The sequence below is a fragment of the Paenibacillus aurantiacus genome (assembly GCF_042431225.1).
Lineage (GTDB): Bacteria > Bacillota > Bacilli > Paenibacillales > Paenibacillaceae > Paenibacillus_Z > Paenibacillus_Z aurantiacus.
This window is the reverse complement of the sequence record NZ_JBHMDO010000056.1, coordinates 15561-39798: the sequence shown is the minus strand read 5'-3', so window position 1 is coordinate 39798 and position 24238 is coordinate 15561. Positions and strand designations below refer to the sequence as shown.

Genomic DNA, 24238 nt, shown 5'->3' with positions numbered 1-24238 from the left:
TTCGTCCGTCTTACTAATAGCTGCAGCCGAAAGGAGGCTAAACAATGGAATTCCCGGAATCCGAACTATTTCAAACGATTTTCTTCGAACATTACCCGATCGTTCGGCGCAAGCTCGCGGCGCTCGTGCGCGACGAGGCGGCGGCCGACGATTTGGCGCAGGATGTCTTCGTGAAGCTGTACCGCAATCCGCCGGATGATCCCGCCGCCATCGGCGCGTGGCTTCACCGGGTGCTGACGCATGCCGGCTATGACTATATGGACAAGAAGGCTAGGGAGCGCAAGCTTCAGAGCAAGCAGGAGCAGCTGTACGGGGGCGAAGTCTCCGCGGTCTCCGGCGAGGAGGAACTGCTTCGGCAGATGGACCAGGAAGAGGTGCGGGGGTGGCTCGATGCGCTCCCTGAACGCGACCGGCAGGTTCTTCTGCTTCGCCACTCCGGGTACAGCTACGCGGAGATCGCCGAGCGGTTGAACGTACGTCTGCCGGTCGTCGGCACCCTAATCCAGAGAGCGACCGAGAAGCTGAAGCAGCGTGCGGCGAAGGCGGGCATGCCGGACGCGCTGGGCAGAGGCTGAAGCGGCAGACGTTTCCGCGAAGACGGAACAAGTTAAAGAGAGAACGCACATACGGAGTTATAAAGGAGGATGCGCGAATGCGTACGGAACCTTTCGATAAAACAAACGAGAACGAGCGTACCGAGGAAGCATGGCGCAAGCTGCAGGCGAAGCTGGCTGGCGAGAAGGCCGGCGGGCAATGGGCGGCTTGGGCCGAAGCGGCGAAGCGCGCGGAGCAAGATAAGCAGCGCCAATCGGGCGCAGAGGATGGACTTGTGTTCGGGTCTGCCGAATGGCCGGCTCAGGAGAAGCCGGCCGGCGTAGCGGTTCCCGCAAGCGCGGCCGGTGCGGAACAGCCAGTTCGCAGCCGCATGCGGATGAGCCGCCGGCGGAAGTGGGGGGCGGCAGCCGCTGCATGCCTGCTGCTTGGCACGGTCATCGTGACGCCTGCGGGCAACCAGGCGCTGGCCGCGATACTGAATCAGTTCCGCGCGCAGCAGATCACGGTCGTAAACGAAGCGGATTTGCGCAGCTTATTCGAGAACGTGGCGGGCAGCGAAGCGGGTATCCGCGAGACGGTCAATAAATTCGGCACCTACACGACGCAGAGCGGACAGGTGGAAGGCGAATTTACCCCGGAGGAGGCGGAACGGTTGCTCGGCTACAAGCTGACCGGCGACGTGGCGGAAGGCAAGAAGATATCCATCTCGCCATCCACGACGGTCACCTTCAAGCTGAACGTGGACGAAGTGAACGCCGTCATGAAGCGGCTGGGGGCGACGACGCTCATGCCGGAGGCGATCGACGGCAAGCCGGTCACGCTGGAGCTTGGCGAACGCGTCTATTACGACCAGTACGCGCTTGGCGGCAAGAATGATCAGTGGGCCTATTTGTACGAGCAAAAGGCGCCGGTCGTGACGGTAGATCCTTCCGTTCCGATCGAGGAGGCGTTGAACGCCGTGCTCGATTTCCCGCTGCTGCCGGATTATCTGAAACGGGATTTGCAGCAAAGCCAAATCCTCGAAGGCAAGCTCCCGATTCCGATGATCGAGGGCCAGCAGACCGAGAAGCTCGACGTAGAGGGGACGCAGATCGTCCTTACCACGGATGGGGATGGAGCCGGGACGCATTACCGGGCAGCGTGGATTCATGACGGACGCCTGTTCGAGTTCGATGGCGGCGACCAGTTCAAGACGCGCGAGGCCATGCTGCAGAAGATCGGGGAGCTGATCGCATGAGCAAGGCGGCGGCCATCGAAGCCGTGAACTTGACGAAACAATACGATAACGGCCGCGGTTGCCGCGACGTCTCGATCCGCGTGGGGAAAGGGGAAGCCTTCGGCTTCCTCGGTCCCAACGGCGCGGGCAAGAGCACGTTCGTCAAAATGCTGGTTGGGCTCGTGACGCCGACCTCCGGCCAAGCCAGCTTGCTCGGCGAGCCGATCGGCACCCTGGCGGCGAAGCGGCATATCGGTTATTTGCCGGAGCTGTACCGCTATCAGGAGTGGCTGAGCGGCGAAGAGGTCGTGCGGCTGCACGCGAAGCTGTGCGGCATCGAACGCAAGGTCGCGGATGAACGCGTGCCGCGGCTGCTGGAGGAGGTCGGCATCGGCCTGCGGGGGCGGGACCGCGTGAAGAACTACTCCAAGGGAATGCAGCAGCGGCTTGGCCTCGCGTGCGCGCTCGTGAACGATCCGGCCATAGTATTCCTGGACGAGCCCTCCTCGGCGCTCGACCCGATCGGCCGCCGGGAAGTGCGGACGATCCTGACGCGGCTGAAGGCGCAGGGAAAGACGATATTCTTGAACTCCCATCTGCTCGAGGACGTCGAAGCTCTCTGCGACCGAATCGCGCTGCTCAATAATGGCGCCATCCTTCGTCACGGGAGCGTGGCGGAGGTCATTCATACGCGAACCCGCTGGCTGTTCAAAGTCGGCGGGTTGTCGCCTTTGCTGCTGGAGAAGCTGCGCGAGATGACCGGTCTTGCGATCGGACTGGCTGCGGGGCAATCGACCGTTCCGGAGAGCCTGAACGGGCTTGCGCCGATCTGGATCGAAGCGGAGCTGGAGAACGAAGAGCAGGCGGGCTGGATGAACGCGCTGATTATTGAACATGGCTTGACATTGTACGAGGTAGCCAAAGCGAAGGAGCGTCTGGAGGAGTGGTTCATGGAAGCCGTCTCCGGCCTGAGCCATAGGGGGGAGAAGGCATGATCACCATTATGTTGATGACGTGGAAGGAGCTGCTGCGCAAGCGTGTCCTCGTGCTAACGCTGCTCATGACCGCCGTGTTTCTGGTGGCCTTCTGGTTCGTGGCCGACACGCTCGGCTACCGGAACATGGGCGTCTTCCATCGCGGCGGGGACATCGATCTGATTGAGCAGTTTACCCGCGGCGCCTTTATTCTGATGCTGGGCTTCTTCTTCGGCGGCTTCGTGCTCGCGTTCCTCGCGATTTTCAGCTCCTTCTCCGCAATCGCGGGCGAAGCCGAGCAAGGCGTCATGCAGGCGCTGCTGCCTCGGCCCATTCCGCGGTGGAAGTGGTACGCGGGCCGCTGGCTCGGCTACGTATCGCTCGGCATCGGCTACGCGCTCGTGCTGTTCGTCTCGATTTTGGCCGTGACGGGCGCGCACGCCGGCATCCCGCGCGACCTCGGGCTGCTCGTCCGCTCCTTCCTGCTGTTCGCCTCGGTCGTGCCGCTCATCATCTCCGTCTCGATGCTCGGTTCGGGCTTCTTCTCGGCGCTCGGCAACGGCGTCTTCATGACGATGCTGTACGGGGCGGGCTGGCTGGGCGGCATGATCGAGAAGCTGTCCGGTTCGCTGGATTTGGACGAGAAGCTCATGCAGCCGCTGAATACGATCACCGGCTTGATGTCGCTGTCCATGCCGGCGGACGCGATTCAGCGTCAAATGCTGGCTGAGCTGCTCAGCTACGATCAGCTGACCGGCTTCTTGCCCTTGACCGATAACGTTTTCTCGTTATTCGCGTTCGGCAATCTGCCGTCGGCAAGTTTTATGCTTTATGCGGCGGCATACGGAGCAGCCGCCTTCGCGCTCGGCTTGCTTCGGTTCCAACGCAAGGACTTCTGAGCCAGGGTTCAGCCTCATTCCAAGCCGCAAGGCAGTCGGATGAGGCTCTTTGGCATGTCCGCGGCCGGGTGCGGATGGGTATCAAACGGGGACGAGTAGGGTAAAAAGGAGGAAGAATGTCAGGCTCGCGCTGACTGTCCGCCCTGCGCGCGAAAAGCGCAGGCGGAGGGGCTTGCACGGCCTGCCCGAAGGAGAATCGACGATTCCATGGAACTGTTCCTTACCGTACTAGCCCTGTTAACTGTCATCGGGGTGTCCGACGTGCTCCACCGGTTCCTGCCTTTCGTACCCGTGCCGCTCATCCAAATCGGGCTTGGCGCATGCGCCGTGCTGCTGCCATGGGGGGTGCACGTAGAGCTCGAGCCGGAGCTATTCTTCGTGTTGTTCATTGCGCCGCTGCTGTTCAACGACGGCAAGCGGACCCCGCGCGAGGATCTGTGGAACCTGCGCGCGCCGATTCTGCTGCTGGCGCTCGGCCTCGTATTCGCCACGGTATTGATCGGGGGGTATGTAATCCATTGGATGATCCCCGCGCTGTCGCTTCCGTCATCGTTCGCGTTGGCGGCGATTCTGTCCCCGACCGACGCGGTCGCCGTCGGGGCGCTGGCTAAGCGCATTCATCTGCCCAAGCGTATTCTGAGGCTGCTCGAAGGAGAGTCGCTCATGAACGACGCCTCGGGTCTCGTGGCGTTCAAGTTCGCGATCGCCGCGGCCGTCACCGGCGAATTCTCGCTGCCGAAGGCCGCGGGCAGCTTCCTGCTCATCGCGGCCGGCGGGCTGCTGGTGGGCGCGATCATCGGGTACCTGCTTATCCAGCTGGGCTTCCTCATTCGCAAGCTCGGCATGGAGGACGTCACGACGCACATGCTGCTGCAGCTGTTAACGCCGTTTATTATTTTTCTCGCGAGCGAGCATATGGGACTTTCGGGAATTCTGGCCGTGGTGGCGGGCGGGGTCATCCACGCGATCGAACGCGACCGGACGGCTTCGCCGCATTTCAAGCTGCAGGTCGTCTCGGCCAGCACGTGGTCGGTCGTCATTTTCGTGCTGAACGGACTCGTCTTCGTCATCCTCGGGGCGACGATTCCGGAGGCGATGCATACGATTTTCAAGGACGAGTCCATCGACAACGGTCTGGTGCTCGGCTACGTCGCGGTAATTACGCTGCTATTGATTGGCATCCGGCTGATCTGGCTGGCCATCTTCTCCAAGGATTCGGCCATCAAGCAGCTGCTCGTCACGGCGATCTCCGGCGTTCGCGGGGCGATCACGCTCGTCGGCGCCTTGTCTATTCCGCTCGTCATGAACGACGGCGCGCCGTATCCGCAGCGCGATTTGATCATTTTCCTGGCGGCCGGCGTCATCTTGTTCTCGCTCGTGCTGGCGAGCGTCTTGCTGCCGCTGCTGACGAAGGGCGAACGGGAAGAGAAGCCCGAAGAGGAGGCGGAGCTGTCGCTGAAGGAGCATATGATCAACGCCAGCTTGAACCTCCTGCGGGGCAAGGGCGTCGAAGGACACGCCGATCGCGGCGCGGTCGCCGCGTTCATGCGTCATGTCGAGCGGGTGCAGCAGCATCAAGGGCAGTGGTCGGATCCGGGGCTGCGCAGGCTGGAAACCGAGCTCCGGATGATCGGCGTGCGGGCCGAGCGGGAGGAATTAAGGCGTCTTGCCGAGAATGGAGAAGTATCGGCGGATTTGGCCGGCCGATTCGGCGAGCTGCTCGACCGGATGGAGTCGCTGCTCGCGGGTCGGCTGAGCGTCCCGCTGCAGCAGTCGTGGACGGAGATGCGACGCCTCATGTCGCGCTTGTTCGCGGAGACGGGTCAGAACGGGGATTGCGTCGGCGTCGCGGCGTGCATCTCCGTCATGGATGCCAGGCTGCGAATGGCCGAAGCGGGCATGCAAGCCGTCGAGCAGGCGCGCGGCAAGCGCAATGACCGCGCGGCGCAGGTCGTCATCGCGCACTACCAGCTGCTGATCGCCAGACTGAAGCAGGCGAAGCCGGGCGATGCGGCGGACGAGGAAGGCGTAAGCGTCGACCTGCAAATGAAAGCGGTCCAGGAGCAGCGCAACTACGTGGAGCGGCTGGTCGAGAGCGGCGAGATCAACCGCAGGCTGGCCGTCCGGCTCAGGCGGTTCGTGAACGAGCTGGAGACCGCGATATTAGAGGATTGACCGCAGTCGGGGCAGGGTGGCCTCGGGCGGTCCGAGCAGAAAGGAACGAAACATCCATGGGCAAAGAAATCGAACGCAAGTACTTATTGGACGCCTTCCCGGAAGCGGAAGTCGAAAGAGGCGCGCTTCAGGTGCTGTCGCGCCAGACCATCTACCAAACCTACCTCGCCTATTCGGCGAAAGAGGAAATCCGCGTACGGCAGATCGAGGACGAGAAGGGCGAGCGGACGTATACGCACACGTTCAAATCCGGCCACGGCATGGTCCGCGAGGAGATCGAATACGCGATATCAGGCGAGCTGTACGAGCAATTGCTCAGCCGCACGAAGCTGACCCCGCTCATGAAAGTGCGCACGACGGTAGCATGCGACGGCGCCAAGTTCGAGATCGACGAATACAAGCAGGTGGACTTGATCGTCGTAGAGGCGGAATTCGCCGATCTGTCCGCCGCCCAGTATTTCATCCCGCCGGCCTGGTTCGGACGCGAGCTTGGCACGGAGGACGAATACCGCAACAAGACGCTGTGGCTGCAGCTGCAGACGGCGGAATAGGGAGCAGCAAGCAAGAAGAAAGCCCGCATCCGGACGGATGCGGGCTTTCTTTGACATGCGCAACGTTCAGGCTGGCTGCCCAAACGATCCGGGCTAGCAGGAGGCGAGGCGCACCGTTATTTCTCGTAAATCAGAGCCCCAGGCACGTTCTTCACGGCTTTACCGAACTTGTAGTTCTCGATGGTGAGCAGCACGTAGAAGCACGAATACGGAAAGTCGAGGCTCGTCTGCAGCGATTGCAGCAGCTCGGCGTCGAACTTGTCGTCGTTCTGGGTATTCCACGGCCGCTTGAATTGGATGGCCAGCGCGAAGAGGCGGTCATGCTGCTCCAGCTGCACTTCTTTCTGCACAAGATAGGCTTTGCGGATGGCCGAATAGCCAGCCAGCTGCTTGCGCAGCGCCTCCAGCTCGTCCCTGGTGAGCGTATGCGGAATATAAGTGTCGTTCGCGTGAAGCGCTCCCCGTTCTTCGTCCGCCTGTTCGAGATGATGCACCCGTTCGAAGAACGCGGCTTTATAAGGGTCCGCTTCGTCCTCGCGGCCGTGCTCGATCAGGTAATCCACGATCAGGCGGCAAGCCGGCACGATGGCGCTGTCGTCCATGGCGTAAGCGCGTTCCAGCCGTGCGATGCCGGCATCATCTTGCAGTTCGAGCAGCAGGCGCCCGAGGTGGAAGTGCGCGGCCGGCAATTCGGGATCACGGCCCGCGGCCGTTTCGTAGATCGATCTCGCCGCTTCGGACGATTCGAACCGCTCCGTTAGATGTGCGAGCGTGAGCAGCTCCTCCCCTTCCAGCTCATCTTGCCGTGCGCGAAGCTGCTCCAGTTCGAGCAGCGATTCCTGCTTCTCTTTGTACCGCTGGCTCCATCCTTTGTTCACCTGCGAGGCCCACTCGCGGTTGAACCGCTGCGTCAGCTCCGCTTCGCGCGACCCAAGCAGTCCGCTTGCACCCTCTTGCGGCTTGAAGGTTACATCGGCGGGATCGACGCCCAACTGGCGAATGCGGTCGTGCAGCGAAGGATGGGTATCGAGCAAGTCGGTGGCCTCTTCCAGCGCGTCGCTTCGCCAGGCTTGCACATGGGTTTGGCCTTCGGCCGCCTGCCAATGCCGCTTCAGACGATCATAAATGTCGGCCGGCACATCGGCGGTCATGCTGCGTTCATGGAACAAGTCGTTCCAGAATCGGTTCTCCGCGCGGGAATGGATATGGATCGCCATTAACGCTTCTGCCGTTTGGGCGGGGCCGCCGACGACGGCGGACTGGCGATCCGCTTCGTATTCGTTCTGGCGCGCATAGACGAACGTATAGGCCATGTAATAAGGGATATAGCGTTTGTAGAAGACGGCGAAGATCGCCGTCGCCCAGCCGCGCTGCTCCTCTTCAAGCCGCTCCAGCAGCCGGGACCACGTCGCCCTGGTCCGGTAGATGAGCCCGAAGGCCTTGCTGTGATTGCCGGTCAAATGGCCGATTTCGTGCGCGATGACGATGCGGAGCTGGTCCTTGGACAGGGCCTGCAGGAGCGGAAGCCCGATGCTGAGGTAGCTGCGGTGGAAGCCGAACAGCCCGAAGCGCGGCACCTGCGCCATGCTGGCGTTCAGATCGTCCGTGATCAAGACGTGATCAATGCGCGGGCCGCCCAGTCGTTCGTTCACCTCGCGGATGAGCGCGAACAACTCAGGCGCTTCCGACGTTGTAATGGCTTGGCCCGATGGCGGCTCGAGCTTGAACCACAGCGTACGTATGACGAGAATGAGTACGACAAGAAGCACGTAGACCAGCTTGACGACGACCGCATGCAGGTGATGGGTGAAGAAGACGGAGTACGCGGCCAGACCTAGACAGGCCAGACCGAGCAGCAGGATGAGATAGATGTACCCGTACCCCGCGTACGTCAGCCATCGTACCTTCCGGCTGTAAGCGCCGGGGTTCGCTTCGGCCTGCCTCTCCAGTTTGCGGATAAGTGTTTCGTAGGCTTCGTAATTGAATGATGATGCCATTTCGGACCTCCCTATATCTGTCAGTAGGGATAGAATACTACAAATATTGAAGGTCAGATAGGTAAATAGTCGGATTTTTCGGAGGGAATATTAGTAAATGCGGGCGGCTTACGAGAGAGGGGATCACGCGGGTGACCCCGAAGTCGCGTTCTATCCATAAACCGGCTTTCTACGACGCGCTGGCGTGGAGCTCTTAGGAATGCCGCCCATTACGTTTCGAGGCCGCGTCCTGGGTAAGCCGTTTTTTGCTCTGCACGACTGCGAGCAGCTACTTAGGAATGGCCACCAGGGCTTCCGAAGCCGCTGCTTAAAGGGCCGGAAGAGCCCGCCACGGTGGCTTTTCCGACGGACGGCGGAAAGAACGGCTATAACGAAACATTACCAGCAATTAAGCGTTGACAATGCTTTGTCCACCGTGATAACTTTACGAAGTACGATTTGAAACTATTGGAAACCACCAGAGAGGAGCGATTCGCAATGTTGAACATGACTATCCGTTTTATGACTGCCGTCCGCTTGGATGATCGCCATCGCGTTCAACAACTGCATACGTTTCGTGACCTCCTTGAAGAGCGCTTGCGCATGGATCGGCAGATCCAGGCCTGAGCCGACCTATACGGATTCAAGGGCGCTTGTCACGAATTTCTCGTGGCGTGCGCCTTTTCTATTGCGGGCTGAAAACACATCGCTGACGAGCGATGTGTTTTTTCTTTTATATACAAATTCACGTGTTGGGATGGAAGAGAGGGGAGTAACCTCATGTTTGCGGTTATGCGTAAGTTGGGCTGGTTTTTTAAGCAAGAATGGAAAAGGTATACGATCGCGCTTATTCTGCTGACGATCTGCGGCATTATAGAAGTGTTCCCGCCGATGATGGTGGGCAATACGATCGACAGCATTCAGCTGGGCACCGTCTCGTGGGACAGCGTCACGCGGACGATCGTGCAGCTGATCGTCTTGACGGTCATTACGTATACGATTAGCTATATCTGGATTTCCCGACTGTTCGGCGGCGCGAACGTCGTCGAGCGGATCATGCGATCGAAACTGATGCGGCATTTCCTGCGGATGACGCCGTCGTTCTTCGAGAAGAACCGGACGGGCGATCTGATGGCGCGGGCGACGAACGATTTGGGGGCGATCGGCGCTACGGCGGGCTTCGGCATTTTGACCGTCATGGACTCGTCGATCTGGATGGTCACGCTGCTCGTCACGATGACGGTGTTCGTCTCGTGGAAGCTGACGCTCGTGTCGATTCTGCCGCTGCCGATCATGGCGGTGCTGGTCGGCCTGTACGGCAAATGGATTCACAAACGGTTCACCGAAGCGCAGGACGCATTCGGCGACATGAACGACGGCGTGCTTGAGACGATCTCCGGCACCCGGGTCATCCGCGCCTACGTGCAGGAGCGGGCGGCGGAGCGGCGCTTCGACGACGTAACCGAGGATGTGCTGCGGAAGAACCTCGCGGTCGTGCGCATCGACGCGCTGTTCGAGCCGACCGTGAAGATTTTCGTCGGGGCCAGCTACTTGATCGGCCTTGGCTACGGCGCATATCTGGTGTATCACAATGAACTGACGATCGGCGGACTTGTCGCCTTCAACGTCTACCTCGGCATGCTCATCTGGCCAATGTTCGCGATCGGCGAGATGATCAACGTCATGCAGCGCGGCAACGCATCCCTCGATCGGGTGAACGAGACGCTCGGCCATGCGCCCGACGTGCCGGACCCAGTCGACGCGGTGCGGCTCGCGGGACCGGACGAAATCGCATTCCGCGATGTCACGTTCCGCTATCCGTCCTCGACCGTGGACAATTTGAGCGGCGTATCGTTCAAGCTGCGCAAAGGCGAGACGCTCGGCATCGTCGGGCGGACCGGCAGCGGCAAGACGACGCTCATCAAGCAGCTGCTGCGGGAATATCCAACGGGCGCTGGCGCGATTACGATCGGGCAGACGCCAATCGAGCGCATCGACATGGATCAGTTGAAGTCGTGGTACGGCTACGTGCCGCAGGAGCAGTTCCTGTTCTCCAGGACAGTTCGCGAGAACATTCTGTTCGGCGCGGAGAACGCGGACGAGGAGAAGCTTCAGCAGGCGATCGCAGCCTCGGCGTTCAAGAAGGATTTGGCCTTCCTGCCAAGCGGGCTGACCACGCTCGTCGGCGAGAAGGGCGTCGCGCTCTCGGGCGGCCAGAAGCAGCGGGTGTCGATCGCCCGCGCGCTCATCGCCGATCCGGAGATTCTGATGCTCGACGATGCCATGTCGGCTGTCGACGCGCGGACGGAAGCCGAGATCATCGCGAATATCCGCCGCGAGCGCGCCGGCAAGACGACGCTCATCGCGACGCACCGCCTCTCCGGGGTGCAGCACGCGGATTGGATCGTCGTTCTGGACGAAGGACGGGTTATCGAAGAAGGCACGCACGAGGCGCTGATGACCAAGGGCGGCTGGTATAAAGAACAATACGAAACACAGCAAATGGAGAAAGCTAGCGAATAAAGGGCAGGTGAACGAACATGAGCATGGAAGCAAGCGAACATTACGACTTGGATAGCGACCGGATGGCGGGCAGCAAGAGCGCGACCATTAAGCGGCTGATCAAATACGCGCTCAAGGGCCGGACGCAGCTGATCGTCGCGCTGCTGATGCTGCTGGTCTCCGTCGGCACGGAGCTGGCGGGGCCGCTGGTCGCCAAGCAGCTGATCGACGTCCACATCTCGGGCATCGAGAGGCCGTGGTACGCGACGCAGGCCGATGACCAATATACGGTCGCATATGGCGGGGAGAAGCGCAAACGCGGGGATCACTTCGAGGAAGGCGAAGCGCGGGGGCCGGAAGCGCGCATTTTCCAAGTAGGCAGCGACTACTACTTCATCCCGTCCGCCGTCGCGTTCGACGGCAGCCGCGAGCTGCTGTCGGATGGCCGGGTGCAAATTACGAAAGGCCAAGAGACCGCCGCTTACGAGGCGCAGCGGCTCAGCAAGGCGCAGCTGTACCAGTTCTTCAAGCCGGAGCTGGCCGGGCTGATCAAGCTGTGCTGGTACTACTTCGCGCTGATTCTGCTATCGGCCGTGTTCGCGTACGGGCAGCGGTACTTCCTGCAGGCGTCCTCGAACCGAATCATCCGGACGATGCGCCGGGACGTCTTCGGCCATATCAACAAGCTTCCGGTCAAGTATTTCGACAATCTGCCGGCAGGCAAGATCGTCTCGCGCATTACGAACGACACGGAAGCGATCCGCGAGCTGTACGTCACGGTGCTGGCGAACTTCTTCACCGGCACGATCTATATGCTCGGCATCTTCGGGGCGTTGTTCGTGCTGAATGTGAAGCTGGCGGCGATCTGTCTGTTTATCGTGCCGATCCTCGTGGTCTGGGTCATCGTGTACGGCAAGATCGCGCAGAAGTATAACCGGGTCATCCGCACCACGCTGAGCGAGATCAACGGCCGGATCAATGAATCGATTCAAGGGATGGGCATTATCCGCGCGTTCCGCAAAGAGAAGAAGATGGAGCAGGAGTTCGAGGCGTTCAACGAGGAGAACCTTCGCTACAAGCAGAAGATGCTGAGCCTCAACTCGCTTACCGGCCACAACTTGGTCAACGTCATCCGCAACGCGGCCTACGTGGCGCTCATCTATTATTTCGCCGGGGGCACCCTGACGACGCCTGGCGGCTTCGTAACGCTCGGCGTACTGTACGCGTTCGTGGACTACTTGAACCGCTTGTTCCAGCCGATCGTCAACATCGTCAATCAGCTGCCGAATCTCGAGACGGCGCTCGTCTCCGCGGAGCGGGTATTCGTCTTGCTGGACGAGGAAGGCGTCGACGTCGCCGACGAGCACATGCCGCGCTACCAAGGCAACGTCAAGTTCGACAACGTGACTTTCGCATATAAGGAAGGCGAGAACGTCTTGAAGAACATCAACTTCGAGGCGAAGCAGGGCCAGACGGTCGCGCTCATCGGCCATACGGGTTCGGGCAAAAGCTCGATCATCAACCTGCTCTTCCGGTTCTACGACGTGGACCAGGGACGCATCACGATCGACGGCGCGGACATTCGGCAGATGCCGAAGCAGACGATGCGCGAACATATGGGCATCGTCCTGCAGGATCCGTTCCTATTCACCGGCACGATCGCTTCCAACGTCTCGATGAACGACCCGCGCATTACGCGGGAGCGGATCGAGCAGGCGCTGAAGGACGTCGGCAGCGAGCAAGTGCTGAAGAATTTGCCGAGTGGCATCGACGAGCCGGTTATCGAGAAAGGCACGACGCTCTCGGCGGGGCAGCGCCAGCTGATTTCCTTCGCCCGGGCGCTCGCCTTCGATCCGGCGATTCTGATTCTCGACGAAGCGACATCCAATATCGATACCGAGACCGAAGCGCTCATCCAGAGCGCCTTGGAAGTCGTCAAGAAAGGCCGCACCACGTTCGTCATCGCCCACCGCCTGTCGACGATCAAGAACGCAGACTTGATCCTGGTGCTCGACCGCGGCGAGATCGTGGAGCGCGGCAATCACGAGACGCTGATGGCCCGAGGGGGCAAGTATTATCAGATGTATCAGCTGCAGCAAGGCGAGAGTGCCGCCGAGAAGGAGCAAGCGACTCAAGCCAACCAGCAGCCAGCGGCGAGCGCGGGCCAGAGCGTGTATTCCGTCTAATCCCGGGCAGTATGACCGAACGCCAAGAGCCGGACAGAATCCAAGAGAAGCTTCGATTCCGTCCGGCTCTTTCGTTTACTTGCGCGAGCGTTTGCTGGCATACATATTCGCATCGGCGACTTTCATCAGGTCGTATAGGTCGCCGCCGTCGCGCGGGTAGAGCGCCGACCCGATGGACACATTAATGCTCACGCTCATCTGCTTCGAGACCTCCGCCAGCTCGTTCTCGAGCCGCGCCAGAATCGATTGGAGGCCGCTGCCGTCCTTATGATGGCCTACCACGACGAACTCGTCGCCGCCCCATCTGGCGACAAGATCGCTGCCGCGCGTGGAGGCGACGAGCACTTCGCCGATTGCCGCAAGCACGCGGTCTCCTTTAAGGTGGCCCTCACGATCGTTGATTTGCTTGAAGTTGTCGCAGTCGATGACGAGCAGGAACAGGCTGCTGTTCATGCGGGAGGCAAGCGACTTTGCTTTCTCGAAGGCTTTGATAAGGAAGCGGCGATTGTATAAGTTCGTGAGCACGTCTTTATCCGAGTAGTAGACCGCTCGGTCATACTGCAGGCCGGCCCAGTAGGCGAGCGTGCCGAACAAGGGATAGCCGAGCAGGTCGAAGATGTCCACCGCGGCGTCGCGGAAGTAGTAGTACAAGATGTATAGAGAATGAACCGATAAAACCGTGCTTAACGTAATAAATCGTCCCTTAATTTTCATGGATGCACCTCGTGGTTGGACTGCCGGGCAGCGATCATCATTATACTACAACATTACGTAGGGCTAAGCGAATTCGGCGCAAATCGTGGTTAGCAAGTGTTACCATTCGGCAGCTTGCCCATCGACTGCGGGAAGAATCGCCGCCCGGCGACTGCGGGTGAGTATCCTTAACCATAGATATATAGATGTGAACAAGGAGTGGAGAATGCATGACTGCACACGAACATAACGAAGGCGCGGAACCGACGCTGCGTCAGCTGCTCTGGCCGCTGCTAGCCGTGATCATCGGCATGATCATGGTTATCCTCGACAGCACGGTCGTCAACGTCGCCCTGCCGCGGCTGGTCGAGGATTTCAATTCTAGCGTGCCTACCCTGCAGTGGGCGGTGACCGGCTATACGTTGGCGCTCTCGGCGGTCATTCCGCTGGCGGGCTGGATGTCCGACCGTTTCGGAGCCAAGCGGATTTTCCTGACGACGATCGTCTTCTTCGCGCTGGGCTCGGTCTTATGCGGGCTCGCGCAGTCGCCGGAGCAGTTGATCCTCTTCCGCGTCATTCAAGGACTCGGCGGCGGGATGGTGTCGCCGATCGGATTCGCGATCGTCTTTCGCCTGGCGCCACCGGGGAAGATGGGCTCGATTATGGGGATGCTCGGCATCCCGATGCTGCTGGCCCCCGCGCTCGGCCCGATTCTGGCAGGCTATCTCGTCGATTACGTGAGCTGGCACTGGATCTTCATGATCAATCTGCCGATCGGCGTCGTCGCGTTCTTGTTCGGGATGAAATTCCTGCCGCGCTTCGAGAGCAAGGCGGTGCCGAGCTTGGACATTCTCGGGATGATTTTGGCCCCGATCGCCTTCGCGATGCTGGCGTTCGGCGTTAGCGAGGGCGGCACGGATTGGGGCTCGGCGCGCACGCTGACCGGCTTGATCGTGGGCGGCACGGCGCTCGTGCTCTTCATCGTCGTTGAGCTGCGCAAACGTCAGCCGCTGCTGGAGCTGCGCGTCTTCGGCTCCTCCGATTTCACGCGGGGTATCATCATCGCGTGGGTCGCGCAGATCGCGATGTTCGGTTCCATGCTGCTCGTGCCGCTATACTTACAGAATGTCGAGCAATACACGGCGCTGAAGACCGGCGTCATCCTTCTGCCGCAGGCGCTGTTCGCCGCGATCGCCATGCCGGTGGCAGGCAAGCTGTATGACCGGATTGGCGCGCGGCCGCTCGTCATCACCGGGCTTAGTCTAGTGACGGCGTCGCTGTTCCTGCTCTCCAGACTAACGGAAGACACGGGCATTCCGTATGTGCTGACGGCTCTCGCCATGATGGGGCTGGGCATGGGCATGACGATGATGCCGATCAACACCCATGTGCTTGCTTCGGCGCCTCGTCATCTTGTTACCCGGGTGACGCCGCTGACGACCGCCGCGCAGCAGGTCATGGTATCCTTCGCGGTCGCCGGGATGACCGGCTTCCTCACGTCGGAGCTGACGGACAATATGGCCAAAGGCGGCGATCCGCTCCATGCCGCGATCGCGGCGTATGACGATACGTTCCTCCTGGCGGCGGGCATCGCGCTCGTCGGCGCGGTGCTGGCGCTCGTGCTTCGTAAGCCGAGAGCGCAGGAGCAGACGGAAGTCGGGGCGGCAGGGAAGGACGCGGGCGCGGATGCGGCCGCGATGATGGGGCACTAAAGATGGCAGGCAAGCAGACGTTCGGGGGCGCGTGACCGTCTGCTTGGTGCCGGTAGGGAAGAGAGCTTGCGAATCGCCCGAAGGGCGGAACGCAAGCTTTTTGTTTTCCGCCCACACGAGACGCGTGCTCGCGCAGGGCATCCGCGGCGGACAAACGGGCAACAAAAGAAGTTGTCAAAGCCGTAACGGCGTGGTATCTTATTGAAGTGACTAATTGACCAAAAATGAAATTTAGTCAGTTTTGAATCGGAAATGCATCCTAGGGAGGGACTTTGATGGCCGGGGTCGACAGAAGGACGCTTATTTTGAAGGCGGCGACGCAATCTTTTGCCCAATTCGGGTACAAAGCGACTACGATGGACCTGGTCGCGAAGATCGCCAACGTGGGGAAGGGTACCATTTATACGTTTTTCAAGACGAAGGAAGACCTGTTCGATGAGATTGTGCGCAAGGCGCTGCACGAGCTGAAGGGCGTGCTGGACGAGGGACTGCACGAAGGCGAGCCGTTCTTCGACAACTTGTTCCGCGTGCTGGGGGCGCTGCTCGAGTTCCGCTCCGACCACGAGCTGTTCATCAAGCTCCAGCAAGAAGTGCGGGACATCGGCACGGCGAAGGCGCTCGACGGGACGCATCGGCTGGAGGGGCTCGTGCTCGAGTACTTGCAGCGGCATATCGAGACCGGCGTGGCGAACGGAGAGATCAAGCCTTGCGATCCGGAGATCGTCGCCTATGCGATGCTCAAGATGTACGTGGCGCTGACGACCGATTGGAACAAGGCGCATGCCAATCCTCTGAACAAGGCGCAGATCCAAGATCATCTGATGCTGTTCTTCGCGGACGGTCTGCGCGGCTAATAAAGTTCAAGATCCCTTGAGATACAATGGTTTATAAGCGTTACGCCTATAAACCGGGCTTGTATTTCTCCGGAAGAAACGCGCTGCGCGTTGACCGGAGGGATTTTTTTATGATACAAAATGACCAAAATTCATTTTTGGTCAGAAATTCAAAGTGCGCGAGAGTGAAGTTATACGAAAAGGACGTGTGAATGCAATGAAAGGACTCAGCGTGTTCGGCAAGGACATGATGGCGGTGTTCAAGAAGCCGCTCGTGCTCATCTCCTTCATCGGCGTCGCGGTTATTCCGATGCTGTACAGCAGCTTCCTCATTAAGGGCTCCTGGGATCCGTACGGTTCGCTGGAGAAGCTGCCGGTGGCGGTTGTCAATTTAGATAAAGGCGCTTCTTACGAGGAAGAGCAGCTGGACGTCGGCAAGGAGTTCGTCGACGAGCTGAAGAAGAACCCGGATTTCGACTGGCAGTTCGTCTCGGCGGAGGGCGCGCGGGACGGGATGACGCATAACCGATATTACATTACGATCACCGTGCCGGAGAATTTCTCCGAGAAGGCGGCGACCGTCATGGACGATAAGCCGCAGCAGGCCGAAATTATATTCGAGCCGAACAGCCAGTACAACTATATCGCCGGTCAAATCGGCAACAGCGCCGTGAAGGAGCTGCGGGCGAAGTTGTCGACGCAAATTACCGAGGCGTACACGCGCAGCATGCTGGAGCAGATCGACAAGGTGTCGGAAGGGCTCGGCGAAGCCGGAGACGGCGCGACCAAGCTGGCGGACGGCGCCAAGAAGCTCGAAGACGGCTTAGTCAAGCTGCAGGAAGGCGCGGCGAAGCTGGCGGACGGCACGCAGTCGTTGAAGGCAGGCGTCGGTCCGCTCGCCAGCGGCGCGGCGAAGCTTCATAGCGGAGCAGGCACGCTGAAGCAGGGCGCAGGCAGCTTGGCCAGCGGCCTATCGCAGCTGTCGGACGCGCAGAGCAAGCTGATCGCAGGCGCGGCCGCGGCGCGAGACGGAGCCGGCAAGCTCGAAGACGGGCTTCAATCATCGGCAGAAGGCGCCGGTAAGCTGACAGCCGGGCTGCAGTCGTCGGTCGACGGCGCGGCATCGCTGTCGTCGGGTCTTGCTTCGGCATCGGAAGCGAGCAAGCAGGTGGCGGGCGGCGCGCAGCAGGTGGCCGACGGCCTTGCGCAGCTGGTCAAGGCGAGCCCGCAGCTGGCGGACAACGCGCAGGTCAAGCAGCTGCTCGCCGCCAGCCAGGCGGTCGCGCAAGGAAGCGCGAGCTTGAGCGAAGGGCAGACGCAGCTGGCAGACGGCGCGGCGCGGCTCGAAGCCGGCCAGCGGCAGCTCCTCGGCGGGGCGCAGCAGCTTGAAGCCGGCCAGCAGCAGCTGATCGGCGGCGCCAAGCAGCTTGCAGGCGGACAGGACCAGCTGCTGACCGGCATGAATGCGTTCGGGGGCAAGCTGAGCGAGGCGGCCGCGGGCGGCCGGAAGCTGGCGGACGGCGCCGGCGATCTGACGAGCGGTCTTGCCAGCCTGAAGGCCGGGCTTGGCAAAGTCGCCGGCGGCGTAGGCACGCTGGCGGACGGCACCAAGGAGCTGGGCAGCGGCACGGGCGAATTGAAGGACGGCTCGGCGAAGCTCGTCGACGGATCGGGCGAGCTGGCCGACAAGCTGACCGATGCCGCCTCCAAGACCGCCGAAGTGAAGACAGGCGACGAGACGGTGTCGATGTTCTCCGATCCGGTGAAGATTGTGGAGAACGCCGACCGCAAGGTGGAGAAGTACGGCATCGGCATCGCGCCTTACTTCCTGTCTCTGGCGCTGTTCATGGGCGGCCTCGTGTTCACGACGATCTTCTCGGTGCGCGAGTCCGTCGTGCCGAACGCGTCGCGCTTCGGGATGTTCTTGAGCAAGACGCTGACCTTCGTACTCATGAGCGCCGCGCAGTCGGCGATCGTCGCCACGGTCGTGCTGCTCGTGCTCGACATCCACGTGCAGAGCGTGCCGCTCTTCTACTTGTTCGCCTTCATGGCGAGCCTGGCGTTCGCGATGATCATCCAGTCGTTCGTCACATGGCTCGACAATCCGGGCCGGTTCCTGGTCATCATCCTGATGATCTTCCAGCTGACATCGAGCGCGGGCACATTCCCGCTTGAGCTGCTGCCGGACTGGATGCAGGCGCTGAACCCATGGCTGCCGATGACGCATAGCATTATCGGCCTGAAGGCGGTCATCGCCAGCGGCGATTTCAGCCTCATGTGGGAGCAGTTCGCGAACTTGGCTGTGTACGTCGTCGTGTTCGTCCTGCTCACGTTCGCCTACTTCATGCGGCGCAAACCAGCCGAATCGAGCAGCGAGGCGGTCAGCATGTAAGCAAAGTTAGGGCGGTTGGCGTCAGCGCCGATCGCAACGGAGTAGAGAATGACCGTTTCCGGTTTGCGCCGGAGCGGTCATTTTTGTGTTGCGATAAAACGTCAGAATCGCCGCAAGGGCGGAATTGCCATGCTGACTCGACATGCCAACGCGAACCGCTCGTTCAATGGCGATAGAGCGCCCCTCTTCCTGCCAAGCGCGCCAACATTCGCATAGCGAACCCCCCGGACACGCATAATACTCAGGGGCGATGGAAACTTGTGCGCGGATTGGCGGCCGGATCGCTTGTTCGCTGGCGCCAGAGGAAAGGGTGGAGGTTGAATGAAGAGAGGGCTGAGCTGGTTCGCGGGAGAATGGGCGGCGCTTGCGCGATCGCCGAAAATGCTCGTATCGCTTATTGGCATCATTTGCATTCCGGTCTTGTACAGCGGTATCTATCTATGGGCGTTCTGGGATCCCTACGGCCATCTGGAGCGGCTATCCGTCGCCGTCGTGAACGAGGACAAGCCGGCCGAATTCGAGGGCGAGACGTATACGATCGGCAGCGACCTGGTAAAGGAGTTCCAGGCCGACCGTTCCTTCGATTGGCATTTCGTCAACCGCGAGGAAGCGGATCGGGGCTTGGCCGCGAATGACTACTACTTCGCGATCGTCATCCCGGCGGATTTCTCCGAACGGGCGACGACGCTGGCGAACCAGAAGCCGACGCCGCTCGAGATCACGATCAAATCGAACGAAGGGCTGAACTACATCGTCGCGAAAATCGGACAGTCCGGCATCCAGAAAATTCGTCAGCAGCTGGCGGAGAAGCTGACGCTAAATTATACGGAGACCATCTTCAAGAGCTTGGAGGAGCTGAAGGATGGGATGCAGAAGGCGAGCACAGGCGCGGGCGATCTGCACACGGGCTTGCAGACGCTGTCGGACGGCACCGCCAAGCTTGCCGCGTCGGTCAAGAATAACCAGGCGTCGATAACCCAGCTGGATAAAGGCGCAGCCGACCTCAAAGCGGCGATTGCCAAGCTAGCGGAAGGCGCCTCGAAGCTGAACACGGCCTACGGACAGATCGGCACGGGGACGAAGCAGGTCGATACGGCGCTCGGGCAGCTGCAGTCGGGCGGCAAGCAGCTGGCTGCAGGTCTGGATCCACTTGCCAAAGGGGCAGCCGGCGTCGATCAGCTAATCGCAGCCTACGCGGCCCAGCACCCGGAAGCGGCTGGAGATGCGACCTATCGGCAGCTGAAGGCGGCTGGCTCGCAGGTATCCGCGGGGCTTGCGCAGGTGCAAGCTTCCGTGAAGAAGTTTAACGCGGGCGTCGGTGAGCTTGTAACCAAGCACGGTCAGCTGGTAAGCGGCGTTAATACGTTCGCGGCGAATATGAAGCAGCTGTCGACGGGCGCCGCGCAGCTTAGCACGGGTGCGGCTTCGCTCTATACCGGGGTGCACAAGGTAAGTACGGCTTGGACGGCGCTTATCCAAGGGATCGGCGAATTGACCGCGGGCGAGAAGAAGCTGGTGGACGGCAGCGGGGAGCTGAGCACGGCGCTGAAGGACGGGGCAAGCAAGCTTACGAGCATCCACTCCTCGCAAGGACTGTTCGAGATGATGGCCAACCCGGTCCGGGTCCGGGAGGACAAATTCAACACGCTGCCCAACTACGGCACCGGCATGGCGCCGTTCTTCGTCTCGATCAGCCTGTACGTCGGCGCGCTGCTGCTGACGACCGTATTCGCTCTGCGCGACAATTTCGCGCCGCCGCCGTCGGGCTTCCTATGGTGGCTGTCCAAATATACGGTCATGGCGGCGGTCTCGATCGGGCAGGCGCTGCTCGTCTCGCTCGTCCTGACCGGGGTCGTCGGGCTGAACCCGCTGAACAACCTGGATTTCGCATTCTTTACGTTGTTCGTCAGCCTAATCTTCATGGCGATTATCCAGCTGCTGGTGACGCTCGGAGACAACGTGGGGCGATTCTTCGCCATCATTCTGCTCGTGCTGCAGCTGGCGGCGACGAGCGGCACGTTCCCGGTGGAGCTCGGACCGGAAGGCCTGCAGACGATTCACAAATTTCTGCCGATCACCTATACCGTCGAAGGGTTCCGCTCCATTCTCTCGACGGGCGACTACGATCTTCTCCGACAGGACATCTGGCTGCTGCTTGTCTATTGGGCGATCGCGGCAGCGGTCACGATTATCATGCTGTCGGCATACGTGCGGCGGAAGAAGCGTCGAAAGGCGCGTGAGGCGCAAGCATGATCGTGCCAATCGAACTTTAGCCGCAACGCGCGACTCCCGCAGCGGGATGCATCGCGGCACACTGTACTTGGTTACTCGTCAGCGGTCGGGCCTCGTGCCCCTTCTCCGCGATCGAGTCGCCCGGACGATTTCTGCCCCGCGTGGGCGGATGCGGGTTTACCCGGCTTGGCGAATCGTAATTCGGCGACAAAGGCACGCTGCGAGGTTAACGCGCTTGAAGGTTCAAGCCGTTAACCTTTTTGGCATGCTTTGGAAACGAAAGAAAGCCCTGTCGCTATGAAGGCGGCAGGGCGCGGGTGCGAATGCTGGAACGATTAGTGGCGCAAATCGGGTCGGACTATTGGTCCGCGTTGGTTAACGCGTGCTCCCAGCTCGGGAAGTAGAACAGAGCGTTCTGCATCAGCTCGGGATGCGAGGATTTCATTTTTTTCTTGTTCAAATTCTGCCCGCTCGTTTTGAGCTGCCGAATTTGCTGAATCACATCGTTAGCGCTCATAGATGCATCCATTGCCATACCTCCTTTGCCGGTGCTGTTCCCCATTATTGCCAGATTTCGGCAGAACATAACCGCGGAGGAACGCCTAAGCGGACAATACGACGCGAAGCGGGCCGAACGTCTCTTCGGCTTGTCCCGGCGCTTCCAGCTTCATCTCAAGCGCGTCGCCATCCGCCACGGGGCCTACTCCTGCTGGCGTGCCGGTATAGATCAGATCGCCTGCGCCAAGCCCGAAGCGGGCGCCGATGAAGTCGACGAGCTGCCTGAGCGGGAAGATCATGTCGGCGGGTGTACCGTGCTGAATCGTCTCGCCGTTCTTCGCGAGGCTGAATGTTAACGACGCGAACGCTGCTTCGTCGAATGGCCGGAACGCCGACAGCGTGGCCGATCCTTTGAAGCCCTTGGCGAGCAGCCACGGGTGGCGCTTCTCTTTGAGCGCCGACTGCACGTCGCGGGCAGTCCAGTCGATGCCGAGCGCGACGCCGTCGATCAGCTCGGAGAGCGGCTTGCCTGGCGCATAGTCCGAGCCGATGCGGACGACGAGCTCGACCTCGTGGTGGATTTCGCCGATGCTAGCCGGCAGGAGGAGGGTGCCCTCTGCCGGGTTCAGCGCATGGGTCGGTTTGCCGAAGATCATCGGTTCGCCGGGCACGTCGTTGCCGAGCTCCTTCGCGTGGAGCGCGTAGTTGCGGCCGACGCAGTAAATATTGCGGATTGCGGAATAATCGGACATAGACGAGAACATCTCCTTCGTAGCTATTGGGGTGTGCCGCCAGAGGCGGACGTATCTTCTCTTATTATACACGCCGGCGGACGCATGCCCGCAAGTTCAGCACGGGACCAGGCCGCGTGATTGACGCTTAACGAACGCGCATGATAGTATACGTTATCAACTGTTGTTATAGCAACTAATCGGAGGGAGAAGCGTGGAACATCATTTGGACGAACATATCGGCATCTTGATTCGCGACGTCGATTTGGCGATCTCGGGCTATGTGAAGCGCCAGCTGGCCCCGCTTGGCCTTGCGCCGGAGCAAAGCCTCATTCTACTGCTATTGTATCGGAAAGACGGCCTGCCGCAGCACGAGATTGCCACGCGGCTTCGCAAAGATAAGACGAACGTGAACCGGATGATCGATAACCTCGAGGGCAAAGGCGTCGTGATTCGCCGCGCGGACCAAGAGGACCGGAGAGTCCAACGCGTCTGGTTGACGGAACGGGGCGAGGCGCTGGAGGGGCAGGTGCTCGCGATGACCGAGCGGACGACGCGTCTGCTGACCGATGGGATCGCGCCGGAAGAGCTGGAAGCGGGGAGACTTTTCCTCGAACGCATCCGTTATCAACTCCGGCAAGAGCCATCATCCGAGTGAAGAAAGGAACGAATTTCCCCTTATGACACAACCGAACGTAACGAACGAGCCGCAGCCGCGCCGGATCAGCGCGTCGAAGCGGCTCTGGATGGCGATTATTCTGGGCAGCCTGAGCGCCTTCGGGCCGCTGTCGCTCGATATGTATTTGCCGGCGCTGCCGGCGCTTGCGGACGACCTGCGGACGACTGCTTCGCTGGCGCAGCTGAGCTTGACCGCGTGTATGCTGGGCCTCTCGCTCGGCCAGCTGCTGGCCGGGCCGCTGAGCGACGTCCGCGGCCGAAAGGGGCCGCTGCTGATCGGCCTGGTCGTCTATGCGGTTTCTTCCGTGCTGTGCCTCTTCGCCGACAATATCTGGCTTTTCTTGGGGCTGCGCTTTATCCAGGGGCTAGCCGGCGCGGCGGGCATCGTCATCTCCCGCGCGATGGTGCGCGATATTTACGCCGGCTCGGAGCTGACCAAATTCTACTCGCTGCTCATGCTCGTGAACGGCGCGGCGCCGATTCTGGCGCCGATTATCGGGGCGCAGATCCTGCGCTTCGGCCAGTGGCCAACCGTGTTCGCCGTGCTGGCTGGCTACGGGGCGGTCATGCTGATCGCGGTGACCGTCGGACTTGGCGAGACGCTCCCGGCGGAGCGGCGCTCGGCGGGTGGGCTCGGCGGCACGCTGCGCACGTTCGGCATGCTGCTGCGAGACCGTTTGTTCATGGGGTACGCGCTAACCCAGGGCTTCATCATGGCGGGGATGTTCGCGTATATCTCGGGCTCATCATTCGTGCTGCAGAACGTGTATGGCATCTCGCCGCAGACGTTCAGCCTCGTCTTCGCGATGAACGGGCTCGGCATTATCGCCGCGACGCAGATTACGGGCCGGCTGGCGAGCCGGGTCGGCGAGACGAAGCTGCTGCGGGCGGGCATCGCAATCGCGGCAGCCGGCGGCTTCGCGCTGCTTGCGGTCTTCGCCGCGCAAGGGGGACTAGCCGCCGTGCTGCCGCCGCTGTTCCTCGTCGTAGCGAGCGTAGGTATCGTCTCGACGGCGGGCTTCTCGCTGGCGCTGCAGCAGCACGGCCAGAACGCGGGCAGCGCATCCGCGCTGCTTGGCCTCCTCTCTTTCATTATTGGCGGCATCGCCGCGCCGTTCGTCGGCATCGCGGGCGAGAACACGGCGCTGCCGCTCGGCGTCGTCGTCGCGATCGCGGAGCTATGTGCGGTACTCTGCTATTTCGCGCTCGTTCGAGGCGGGGAGAAGGGGCGGTAGTCCACGGCTCACGCCACGGCGCGAACACCAAGAAGCCATCAGAAGAGTGCGTAACCTGCGCGCCTCTGATGGCCTTTTTTCTATTTAATGAAGTATCGAACCTCAACCTAAATCGGCTTTGCCGGCGTGGCGACTGCCCATGTCGCATAGACATCGGCGTAGTCTCTGCCATGACTGCTAACCTTCCAGAGAATCGTTTG

Annotated in this window: 19 protein-coding genes; 15 read left to right on the top strand and 4 right to left on the bottom strand. The window is 60.8% G+C overall.

Going from position 1 to position 24238, the window contains the following annotated elements:
• The first annotated feature begins 44 nt into the window (after positions 1–44).
• From ACFFSY_RS34625 to ACFFSY_RS34600, 6 genes are all read left to right on the top strand, one after another.
• Positions 45–575 (top strand): sigma-70 family RNA polymerase sigma factor, encoded by a 531-nt coding sequence (locus ACFFSY_RS34625; RefSeq protein ID WP_377503109.1) that lies wholly within the window; start codon positions 45–47, stop codon positions 573–575.
• Positions 576–652: 77 nt separating this feature from the next.
• On the top strand, positions 653–1792 hold the full coding sequence (locus tag ACFFSY_RS34620; protein WP_377503107.1) for a hypothetical protein: 1140 nt from the start codon (positions 653–655) through the stop codon (positions 1790–1792).
• On the top strand, positions 1789–2766 hold the full coding sequence (locus tag ACFFSY_RS34615) for an ABC transporter ATP-binding protein (RefSeq protein ID WP_377503105.1): 978 nt from the start codon (positions 1789–1791) through the stop codon (positions 2764–2766). The genes ACFFSY_RS34620 and ACFFSY_RS34615 overlap by 4 nt, the downstream gene beginning before the upstream one ends.
• Positions 2763–3644, top strand: coding sequence for an ABC transporter permease (locus ACFFSY_RS34610; RefSeq protein ID WP_377503103.1), 882 nt, complete (start codon positions 2763–2765; stop codon positions 3642–3644). The genes ACFFSY_RS34615 and ACFFSY_RS34610 overlap by 4 nt, the downstream gene beginning before the upstream one ends.
• Positions 3645–3851: 207 nt before the next feature.
• Positions 3852–5819, top strand: a complete 1968-nt coding sequence (locus ACFFSY_RS34605) for a Na+/H+ antiporter (protein ID WP_377503101.1) — start codon at positions 3852–3854, stop codon at positions 5817–5819.
• 56 nt (positions 5820–5875) lie between these two features.
• Positions 5876–6370 carry a CYTH domain-containing protein gene (locus ACFFSY_RS34600; protein ID WP_377503099.1) on the top strand — a complete coding sequence of 165 codons (495 nt, stop codon included), beginning with the start codon at positions 5876–5878 and terminating at the stop codon, positions 6368–6370.
• Between the two features lie 116 nt (positions 6371–6486).
• On the opposite strand, the gene ACFFSY_RS34595 is transcribed toward ACFFSY_RS34600, so the two are convergent.
• A complete protein-coding gene (locus ACFFSY_RS34595; protein ID WP_377503097.1) occupies positions 6487–8367 on the bottom strand; it encodes a M48 family metalloprotease in 1881 nt (626 codons plus the stop codon).
• 477 nt (positions 8368–8844) lie between these two features.
• Between ACFFSY_RS34595 and ACFFSY_RS34590 the strand changes: the two genes are divergently transcribed.
• The 3 genes from ACFFSY_RS34590 (at position 8845) to ACFFSY_RS34580 (ending at position 13034) form a co-directional block, all read left to right on the top strand.
• Entirely contained in the window at positions 8845–8973 is a 129-nt protein-coding gene (locus ACFFSY_RS34590) for a hypothetical protein (protein ID WP_377503096.1), read from the top strand.
• A 153-nt stretch (positions 8974–9126) separates the two neighbouring features.
• On the top strand, positions 9127–10869 hold the full coding sequence (locus tag ACFFSY_RS34585) for an ABC transporter ATP-binding protein (protein ID WP_377503094.1): 1743 nt from the start codon (positions 9127–9129) through the stop codon (positions 10867–10869).
• Between the two features lie 62 nt (positions 10870–10931).
• Positions 10932–13034 (top strand): ABC transporter ATP-binding protein, encoded by a 2103-nt coding sequence (locus ACFFSY_RS34580; RefSeq protein ID WP_377503228.1) that lies wholly within the window; start codon positions 10932–10934, stop codon positions 13032–13034.
• 75 nt (positions 13035–13109) lie between these two features.
• Here the strand turns inward: ACFFSY_RS34580 and ACFFSY_RS34575 are convergent, their stop codons facing one another.
• Entirely contained in the window at positions 13110–13748 is a 639-nt protein-coding gene (locus tag ACFFSY_RS34575) for a GGDEF domain-containing protein (RefSeq protein WP_377503092.1), read from the bottom strand.
• 209 nt (positions 13749–13957) lie between these two features.
• Here ACFFSY_RS34575 and ACFFSY_RS34570 point away from each other — a divergent pair, with 209 nt between their 5' ends.
• From ACFFSY_RS34570 to ACFFSY_RS34555, 4 genes are all read left to right on the top strand, one after another.
• Positions 13958–15439, top strand: coding sequence for an MDR family MFS transporter (locus tag ACFFSY_RS34570; protein ID WP_377503090.1), 1482 nt, complete (start codon positions 13958–13960; stop codon positions 15437–15439).
• 275 nt (positions 15440–15714) lie between these two features.
• On the top strand, positions 15715–16293 hold the full coding sequence (locus ACFFSY_RS34565; RefSeq protein ID WP_377503089.1) for a TetR/AcrR family transcriptional regulator: 579 nt from the start codon (positions 15715–15717) through the stop codon (positions 16291–16293).
• A gap of 196 nt (positions 16294–16489) precedes the next feature.
• Positions 16490–18664: a YhgE/Pip family protein gene (locus tag ACFFSY_RS34560; RefSeq protein WP_377503087.1), complete on the top strand. Its 2175-nt coding sequence runs from the start codon at positions 16490–16492 to the stop codon at positions 18662–18664.
• Between the two features lie 321 nt (positions 18665–18985).
• Positions 18986–20917, top strand: coding sequence for a YhgE/Pip family protein (locus ACFFSY_RS34555; protein WP_377503085.1), 1932 nt, complete (start codon positions 18986–18988; stop codon positions 20915–20917).
• Positions 20918–21254: 337 nt separating this feature from the next.
• Here ACFFSY_RS34555 and ACFFSY_RS34550 read toward each other — a convergent pair whose 3' ends face one another.
• Positions 21255–21425: a hypothetical protein gene (locus ACFFSY_RS34550; protein WP_377503083.1), complete on the bottom strand. Its 171-nt coding sequence runs from the start codon at positions 21423–21425 to the stop codon at positions 21255–21257.
• Positions 21426–21498: 73 nt separating this feature from the next.
• Positions 21499–22146 carry a fumarylacetoacetate hydrolase family protein gene (locus tag ACFFSY_RS34545; protein WP_377503081.1) on the bottom strand — a complete coding sequence of 216 codons (648 nt, stop codon included), beginning with the start codon at positions 22144–22146 and terminating at the stop codon, positions 21499–21501.
• 193 nt (positions 22147–22339) lie between these two features.
• Here ACFFSY_RS34545 and ACFFSY_RS34540 point away from each other — a divergent pair, with 193 nt between their 5' ends.
• Both ACFFSY_RS34540 and ACFFSY_RS34535 read left to right on the top strand, forming a co-directional pair.
• Positions 22340–22783: a MarR family winged helix-turn-helix transcriptional regulator gene (locus ACFFSY_RS34540; protein WP_377503079.1), complete on the top strand. Its 444-nt coding sequence runs from the start codon at positions 22340–22342 to the stop codon at positions 22781–22783.
• A 22-nt stretch (positions 22784–22805) separates the two neighbouring features.
• Positions 22806–24038, top strand: coding sequence for a multidrug effflux MFS transporter (locus tag ACFFSY_RS34535; RefSeq protein WP_377503077.1), 1233 nt, complete (start codon positions 22806–22808; stop codon positions 24036–24038).
• The last annotated feature ends 200 nt before the right edge of the window (positions 24039–24238 follow it).

Coding starts and splice junctions, on each gene's coding strand:
- ACFFSY_RS34625 (WP_377503109.1), top strand. CDS start 45: ATGGAATTCCCGGAATCCGAACTATTTCAAACGATTTTCTTCGAACAT.
- ACFFSY_RS34620 (WP_377503107.1), top strand. CDS start 653: ATGCGTACGGAACCTTTCGATAAAACAAACGAGAACGAGCGTACCGAG.
- ACFFSY_RS34615 (WP_377503105.1), top strand. CDS start 1,789: ATGAGCAAGGCGGCGGCCATCGAAGCCGTGAACTTGACGAAACAATAC.
- ACFFSY_RS34610 (WP_377503103.1), top strand. CDS start 2,763: ATGATCACCATTATGTTGATGACGTGGAAGGAGCTGCTGCGCAAGCGT.
- ACFFSY_RS34605 (WP_377503101.1), top strand. CDS start 3,852: ATGGAACTGTTCCTTACCGTACTAGCCCTGTTAACTGTCATCGGGGTG.
- ACFFSY_RS34600 (WP_377503099.1), top strand. CDS start 5,876: ATGGGCAAAGAAATCGAACGCAAGTACTTATTGGACGCCTTCCCGGAA.
- ACFFSY_RS34595 (WP_377503097.1), bottom strand. CDS start 8,367: ATGGCATCATCATTCAATTACGAAGCCTACGAAACACTTATCCGCAAA.
- ACFFSY_RS34590 (WP_377503096.1), top strand. CDS start 8,845: ATGTTGAACATGACTATCCGTTTTATGACTGCCGTCCGCTTGGATGAT.
- ACFFSY_RS34585 (WP_377503094.1), top strand. CDS start 9,127: ATGTTTGCGGTTATGCGTAAGTTGGGCTGGTTTTTTAAGCAAGAATGG.
- ACFFSY_RS34580 (WP_377503228.1), top strand. CDS start 10,932: ATGGCGGGCAGCAAGAGCGCGACCATTAAGCGGCTGATCAAATACGCG.
- ACFFSY_RS34575 (WP_377503092.1), bottom strand. CDS start 13,748: ATGAAAATTAAGGGACGATTTATTACGTTAAGCACGGTTTTATCGGTT.
- ACFFSY_RS34570 (WP_377503090.1), top strand. CDS start 13,958: ATGACTGCACACGAACATAACGAAGGCGCGGAACCGACGCTGCGTCAG.
- ACFFSY_RS34565 (WP_377503089.1), top strand. CDS start 15,715: ATGGCCGGGGTCGACAGAAGGACGCTTATTTTGAAGGCGGCGACGCAA.
- ACFFSY_RS34560 (WP_377503087.1), top strand. CDS start 16,490: ATGAAAGGACTCAGCGTGTTCGGCAAGGACATGATGGCGGTGTTCAAG.
- ACFFSY_RS34555 (WP_377503085.1), top strand. CDS start 18,986: ATGAAGAGAGGGCTGAGCTGGTTCGCGGGAGAATGGGCGGCGCTTGCG.
- ACFFSY_RS34550 (WP_377503083.1), bottom strand. CDS start 21,425: ATGGATGCATCTATGAGCGCTAACGATGTGATTCAGCAAATTCGGCAG.
- ACFFSY_RS34545 (WP_377503081.1), bottom strand. CDS start 22,146: ATGTCCGATTATTCCGCAATCCGCAATATTTACTGCGTCGGCCGCAAC.
- ACFFSY_RS34535 (WP_377503077.1), top strand. CDS start 22,806: ATGACACAACCGAACGTAACGAACGAGCCGCAGCCGCGCCGGATCAGC.